We start from the raw sequence: 6,898 nt of genomic DNA on the forward strand, positions 1-6,898 counted from the left end.
ATCAGCCCAGCACGCCGCGCAGGGCGGCGGCGAAGGCGGTGGTGATCGCCTCGCGCTGCAGGTGGCGGCCCTCGGCCACGCATTGGCGGCCATGGCGCCAGACCGATCGCAGCGCGCCATTACGTGCGGCGAACACCCAGCTGTCAAGCCATGCGTCATCCTGTCGCGCCTGCAACGCGGGGTGTGCGGCATCCAGTTCGACCAGATCGGCACTGGCGCCCACCTGCAGGCCAGCCGCCACGCGCAGCGCCTGTGCGCCACCGAGCAGGGCGCCTTCAAACAGGAAGCGACCGGTGCTGCGGGTGGCATCCGGCGCCAGCACATTGCGCCCGCGCAGGGTCAGGCGTTGGCCGTACTCAAGCAGGCGCAGTTCTTCGGCCGCATCGATCAGCACATTGGAATCGGAGCCGACGCCGAAGCGCCCGCCCTCGCGCGCGAATGCCTGCATCGGGAACAGCCCGTCGCCCAGGTTGGCCTCGGTGATCGGGCACAGGCCGGCCACGGCCTGGCTGGCCACAATGGCTGCGCGCTCGTCATCGGTGATGTGGGTGGCATGCACCAGGCACCAGCGCGCATCCACCGGCGCATGGTTGTACAGCCACTGCACCGGGCGCTGGCCGCTCCAGGCCAGGCAGGCCTCCACTTCGCGCACCTGCTCGGCGATATGGATGTGCACCGGGCCGTCGGTTAGCGGCAGCAACGCACTCAGTTCCTCGCCGGTGACCGCACGCAGGCTGTGCGGTGCGATGCCGAGCACCGCGTCGGGCAGCGCGGCCAATGCCGGCTTGGCGGCCTCCAGCAGCTGCGCGAAACCCTCCACGTCGTGGATCAGGCGCCGCTGCGCTGGATTCGGCGCCGCCCCGCCGAAATCGGCATGCGCATAGAACACCGGCAGCAGGGTCAGGCCGATGCCGGTCTGCTCGGCTGCCGCCGCGATCCGTGCACTCATCTCGGCGCGGTTGGCATAGGCGCGACCATCGGCGTCGTGGTGCAGGTAGTGGAATTCACCGACGCGGGTAAAGCCGCTTTCGAGCATTTCCATGTAGGCCTGGGCGGCGATGGCCTGCACCGCGTCCGGTCGCAGGTGGGCCAGGAAGCGGTACATCAGCTCGCGCCAGCTCCAGAAGCTGTCACCGTCACCGCCGCCGATCTCGGTCAGGCCGGCCATGCCACGCTGGAAGGCATGGCTGTGCAGGTTGGGCAGGCCGGGCACCAGGATGCCGACGCGGGTGTCGTCGTGCTGGGCGCCCTGCCCCGTGTGGATCGCCGTGACGCGGCCGTCCTGCACCTGCAGGCGGACATCGCGGGCCCAGCCCTCGGCCAGCAAGGCGTGGGCAGCATGGAAACTGTGCGGGGAACGCGAATCGGACATGGCTGGACAACCCGAAATGGACGCCTATATTGTATAGACATATAAGCACAGCCGCGTTGTGGATGCCATGCACGTCGATACCCTCTGGTCCAACGTCCACCTGATCACCCTCGACGGCGACGGCCTGGGTGTCATCCGCGATGGCGTACTGGCCTGCGCCGACGGCCGCATCGTCCACGTTGGCCCGGCCGGCAGCGACGCTCACCTGAAGCCGACCACCCGCATCGATGGCGAAGGCCGCTGGATTTCGCCCGGCCTGATCGACTGCCACACCCACCTGGTCTACGCCGGCAACCGCGCCAACGAATTCGAGCAGCGCCTGCAGGGCGTGAACTATGCCGAGATCGCCCGTGCCGGCGGCGGCATCGTCTCCACCGTGCGCGCCACCCGCGCCGCGACGCCGGAACAGCTGGCCCGCGAAAGCCGGCCGCGCCTGCTGGCGATGCGTGCCGAAGGCGTGACCACGATCGAGATCAAGTCCGGCTACGGCCTGACCTTGCCCGACGAACGCAAGCAGCTGCAGGTGGCGCGTGCATTGGGTGAGGAATGCCGGGTCAACGTGGTGACCACCTTCCTCGGCGCGCACGCAATTCCGCCGGGCCGCGAAGCACAGGAGTACATCGACGAGGTGTGCGACGTGATGATTCCGGCCATCGCCGCGGAAGGCCTGGCCCAAGCGGTGGATGTGTTCTGCGAAAACATCGCCTTCTCGCCGGCGCAGGCGCGGCAGGTCTTCGAAGCGGCGCGCGCGCATGGGCTGCCAGTGAAGATCCACGCCGAACAGCTGAGCAACCAGCATGGCGCCGAACTGGCCGCCAGCTTAGGAGCACTGTCGGCCGACCATATTGAACATCTGGATGACGCCGGCATCGCCGCGATGGCCGCCGCCGGCACCGTGGCCGTGCTGCTGCCGGGCGCCTTCTACTTCACCCGCGATACCACCCTGCCGCCGATCGCTGCATTGCGCGCGGCCGGCGTGCCGCTGGCGCTGGCCACCGACAGCAACCCCGGCACCTCGCCGCTGACCAGCCCGCTCCTGGCGATGAACATGGGCGCGACCCTGTTCCGCCTGACCGTGGATGAGTGCATCGCCGGCTTCACCCGTGAAGCGGCGCGCGCACTGGGCCATGGCGAGCGTATCGGCCGCCTGGCCGTCGGCATGGACTGCGACCTGGCGATCTGGGACATCGACGCCCCCGCCGACCTGGTCTATCGCATTGGATTCAACCCGCTGCACGCGCGCGTGGTGCGCGGGCAGCCCGACCTGCCTGCCTCCTGGAGCAACACATGAGCAACACCCTGGTTCTTCGCCCCGGCCATGTCACTCTCGCCCAGTGGCGGCAGGTCTATCGCGGTGCACCGCTTGCACTGGATCCGGCCGCGCTGCCGGTAGTGCGCGCCAGTGCTGCTGCAGTCGCCGCCATCGTCGCCAAGGGTGCGCCGGTGTATGGCATCAACACCGGCTTCGGCAAGCTCGCCAGCGTGCGCATCGAGCGCGAAGACCTGGCCACCCTGCAGCGCAATATCGTGCTCTCGCACGCTGCTGGCGTGGGCGAACCGATGCCGGCCAGCGTGGTGCGGTTGATGATGGCGCTGAAGCTGGTCAGCCTGGCGCAAGGCGCATCGGGCATTCGCGAGGAAACCCTGCTGCTGCTCGAAGCGATGCTGATCAAGGGCGTATTGCCCGTGGTGCCGGCACAAGGCTCGGTGGGTGCTTCCGGCGATCTGGCACCGCTTTCGCACCTGGCCAGCGTGATGCTTGGCGTGGGCGAAGCCTACATCGGTGACGAACGCCTGCCCGCAACCGACGCACTGGCGCGTGCCGGCCTGCAGCCGATTGACCTGGGCGCAAAGGAAGGTCTGGCCCTGCTCAACGGCACCCAGTTCTCCACCGCCTATGCGCTGGCCGGCCTGTTCGAGATCGAGACCGTGTTCCAGGCCGCACTGGTGACCGGCGCGCTGTCGGTGGAAGCAGCCAAGGGTTCCGACACGCCCTTCGACCCGCGCATCCACGCGATCCGCGGCCAGCGCGGGCAGATCGCCACCGCCGCCACCCTGCGCACGCTGATGCAGGGCTCAGGCATCCGCGAATCACACCGTGACAACGACGTTCGCGTGCAGGACCCGTACTGCCTGCGCTGCCAGCCGCAGGTGATGGGGGCGGCGCTGGACATCCTGCGCCAGGCCGCGACCACGCTGGAAATCGAAGCCAACGGCGTGTCCGACAATCCGCTGGTGTTCACCGATACCGGCGAAGCGCTTTCCGGCGGCAACTTCCACGCCGAGCCGGTGGCCTTCGCCGCCGACATGCTGGCGATGGCGGTGTGCGAGATCGGTTCGATCAGCGAGCGCCGCCTGGCGATGCTGGTCGATCCGGCGCTGTCCGGCCTGCCCGCCTTCCTGACCCCACGTCCCGGTTTGAATTCCGGTTTCATGATTCCGCAGGTGACTGCTGCCGCGCTGGTCTCGGAAAACAAGCAGCGCGCCTACCCCGCCAGCGTTGACTCGATCCCGACCTCGGCCAACCAGGAAGACCATGTGTCGATGGCCGCGCACGGCGCACGCCGGCTGATGCAGATGGCCGAGAACGCGGCCAACGTGATCGGCATCGAACTGCTGGCCGCGGCGCAGGGCTGCGACTTCCATGCGCCGCTGCGCTCCAGTGCCGCGCTGGAAACCGTGCGCGCCACCCTGCGCGCGCAGGTGCCGACGCTGGAAGAAGACCGCTACTTCCATCCGGACATGGTGACCGCCACGAATCTGGTGCGCAGTGGCGCGCTGGCGCAGGGCCTGACCGACCTGCTGCCAACCGTGGAACCCCACGCATGAATACCCGTCCCGAATGGCTGACGGTGCACGAAGGCGACGCCCCCCTCATCGTCAGCTTCCCGCATACCGGCAGCGAGCTGCCGCACGACCTGATCGGCGACTACCACTCGCCGTGGCTGGCGCGCCGCGATGCCGACTGGTGGGTGCACGAGCTGTACGACTTCGTGCGCGGCATGGGCGCGACCACGGTGCGCTCGGCGATCTCACGTTCGGTGATCGACCTCAACCGCGATCCCAGCGGTGTGTCGCTGTACCCGGGCCAGAACACCACCGGCCTGTGCCCGCTGACCACCTTCGACAACCAGCCGCTGTACCACGCGGGCCGCGAGCCGGATGACGCCGAGATCGCGCGGCGCCGCGACACATATTTCCTGCCCTACCACGATGCGCTGGCCGCACAGATCACCCGCCTGCGCGCGCAGCACGGTACGGTGGTGGTGTACGACGCGCATTCGATCCGCTCGCATATTCCGCACCTGTTCGATGGCGAGCTGCCGCAGTTCAACCTCGGTACCGCCGGGCCGTCCGGCGCACCCGACACGTCCTGCGACAACGCCTTGAGCGATGTTGTGGAAAACCTGCTGAAGATCAGCGGCATGAGCCAGGTGCGCAACGGCCGCTTCAAGGGCGGCTGGATCACCCGCCACTACAGCAACATCGCCGGCGGCGTGCACAGCCTGCAGATGGAACTTGCCTGCCGCGGCTACATGCACGAACCCCTGCCGGACCAGGTGGACGAACACAGCTGGCCCACCCCGCTCGACCCCGACCACGCCGCACCACTGCGCCACACCCTGGCGCAGGTGCTCAACGCCTGCCTTGAATTCGCTACGAACCGGAGCGCCGCATGACCCGCAACGACCCGTCCCGCACCATCGCCGCGCCGACCGGCACCACGCTGAACGCCAAGAGCTGGCTGACCGAAGCGCCGTTGCGCATGCTGATGAACAACCTGCACCCGGACGTGGCCGAGCGGCCGCAGGAGCTGGTGGTGTACGGCGGCATCGGCCGCGCCGCGCGTGACTGGGAGAGCTTCGATGCCATCGTCGAAACGCTCAAGCGCCTGGACGACGACCAGACTCTGCTGGTGCAGTCCGGCAAGCCGGTGGGCGTGTTCCGCACCCACGCCGATGCACCGCGCGTGCTGATCGCCAATTCCAACCTGGTGCCGCGCTGGGCCAACTGGGACCACTTCAACGAGCTGGATAAGAAGGGCCTGGCCATGTACGGCCAGATGACCGCCGGCAGCTGGATCTACATCGGTGCGCAGGGCATCGTGCAGGGCACCTACGAGACCTTCGTGGAAATGGGGCGCCAGCATTTCGGCGGCGACCTGACCGGGAAGTGGCTGTTCACCGGTGGCCTCGGCGGCATGGGTGGTGCACAGCCGCTGGCTGCCGTGATGGCCGGCGCCTCCTGCCTGGCCGTCGAGTGCCGCAAGAGCAGCATCGACATGCGCCTGCGCACCGGCTATCTGGATACCTGGACCGACAATCTGGACGAAGCCCTGCGCCTGATCGACGAGTCGTGCAAGGCCGGTACGCCGAAGTCGGTGGGCCTGCTCGGCAACGTCGCCGACGTGCTGGCTGAACTGCTCAAGCGCGGCGTGAAGCCGGACCTGCTGACCGACCAGACCTCCGCGCATGACCCGGTGAACGGCTACCTGCCGCAGGGCTGGACGGTCGAGCAGTGGGATGAAAAGCGTGTCTCCGCCCCCAAGGAAGTGGAAAAGGCTGCGCGTGCCTCGATGGCCAACCACATCCGCGCCATGCTCGGCTTCCACGCGCTGGGCGTGCCGACCGTGGACTACGGCAACAACCTGCGGCAGATGGCGCTGGAAGAAGGTGTGGCCAATGCCTTCGATTTCCCGGGTTTCGTGCCGGCCTACATCCGCCCGCTGTTCTGCCGCGGCATCGGCCCGTTCCGCTGGGCGGCACTGAGTGGCGACCCGGAAGACATTGCCAAGACCGATGCCAAGGTGAAGGAGCTGATTCCGGACAACCCGCACCTGCACCGCTGGCTGGACATGGCCGCCGAAAAGATCAAGTTCCAGGGCCTGCCGGCACGCATCTGCTGGGTCGGCCTGGGTGATCGTGATCGACTCGGCCTGGCCTTCAACGAAATGGTGGCCAACGGCGAACTGAAGGCGCCGGTGGTGATCGGCCGTGACCACCTGGACAGTGGCAGCGTCGCTTCACCGAACCGCGAAACCGAAGCAATGGCGGACGGCTCCGATGCGGTGTCCGACTGGCCGCTGCTGAACGCCCTGCTCAACACCGCCAGCGGCGCGACCTGGGTGTCGCTGCACCACGGCGGTGGCGTGGGCATGGGCTTCTCGCAGCATGCCGGCATGGTGATCGTCTGCGACGGCACCGAGGCGGCGGCCAAGCGGATTGGCCGCGTGCTGTGGAACGACCCGGCCACCGGCGTGATGCGCCATGCCGATGCGGGCTATGAAATCGCGATCGACTGCGCGAAGGAGAAGGGACTGGATCTGCCCGGAATCCTCGGCTGATCACAGGGGTGCCGGCCAGCAGCCGGCACTGCCCGGAAACACCTGTAGAGCCGAGATCCTATGTTCGCGGTCAAGCCTGCTGGAAGCAGGCTTGACCCACTTTCAGCATGGCTGGGTCAAAGTCCCGACCGCTCTTGAAGACGCCCCAGGCGATCTTGGCCAGCTTCCTGGCCAGGATGTTA

Annotated in this window: 5 protein-coding genes and 1 pseudogene; 4 read left to right on the plus strand and 2 right to left on the minus strand. The window is 67.8% G+C overall.

Going from position 1 to position 6,898, the window contains the following annotated elements; genetic code table 11:
* Position 1: 1 nt before the first annotated feature.
* Positions 2-1,372 (minus strand): formimidoylglutamate deiminase, encoded by a 1,371-nt coding sequence (locus AC5P7R_RS05965; protein WP_134730836.1) that lies wholly within the window; start codon positions 1,370-1,372, stop codon positions 2-4.
* 67 nt (positions 1,373-1,439) lie between these two features.
* Here AC5P7R_RS05965 and hutI point away from each other — a divergent pair, with 67 nt between their 5' ends.
* From hutI to hutU, 4 genes are read left to right on the plus strand one after another with little or no spacing between them, the layout of a single operon-like run.
* Complete coding sequence (gene hutI, locus AC5P7R_RS05970) at positions 1,440-2,663, plus strand: imidazolonepropionase (RefSeq protein WP_134730838.1); 1,224 nt, start codon at positions 1,440-1,442, stop codon at positions 2,661-2,663.
* The gene (gene hutH, locus AC5P7R_RS05975; RefSeq protein WP_134730840.1) at positions 2,660-4,201 is read left to right on the plus strand and encodes a histidine ammonia-lyase; all 1,542 of its coding nucleotides are present in this window, start codon (positions 2,660-2,662) and stop codon (positions 4,199-4,201) included. Before hutI ends, hutH begins: the two co-directional genes overlap by 4 nt.
* A complete protein-coding gene (gene hutG / locus AC5P7R_RS05980; protein ID WP_021202763.1) occupies positions 4,198-5,052 on the plus strand; it encodes an N-formylglutamate deformylase in 855 nt (284 codons plus the stop codon). Before hutH ends, hutG begins: the two co-directional genes overlap by 4 nt.
* Positions 5,049-6,716 (plus strand): urocanate hydratase, encoded by a 1,668-nt coding sequence (gene hutU / locus AC5P7R_RS05985; protein ID WP_111150194.1) that lies wholly within the window; start codon positions 5,049-5,051, stop codon positions 6,714-6,716. Before hutG ends, hutU begins: the two co-directional genes overlap by 4 nt.
* Positions 6,717-6,786: 70 nt before the next feature.
* Here the strand turns inward: hutU and AC5P7R_RS05990 are convergent.
* Positions 6,787-6,898, minus strand: a pseudogene (locus AC5P7R_RS05990) (IS110 family transposase); the annotation flags it as partial.

Source organism: Stenotrophomonas sp. YJH_SMC_27, from assembly GCF_059369815.1.

Coding starts and splice junctions, on each gene's coding strand:
- AC5P7R_RS05965 (WP_134730836.1), bottom strand. CDS start 1,372: ATGTCCGATTCGCGTTCCCCGCACAGTTTCCATGCTGCCCACGCCTTG.
- hutG (WP_021202763.1), top strand. CDS start 4,198: ATGAATACCCGTCCCGAATGGCTGACGGTGCACGAAGGCGACGCCCCC.
- hutI (WP_134730838.1), top strand. CDS start 1,440: ATGCACGTCGATACCCTCTGGTCCAACGTCCACCTGATCACCCTCGAC.
- hutU (WP_111150194.1), top strand. CDS start 5,049: ATGACCCGCAACGACCCGTCCCGCACCATCGCCGCGCCGACCGGCACC.
- hutH (WP_134730840.1), top strand. CDS start 2,660: ATGAGCAACACCCTGGTTCTTCGCCCCGGCCATGTCACTCTCGCCCAG.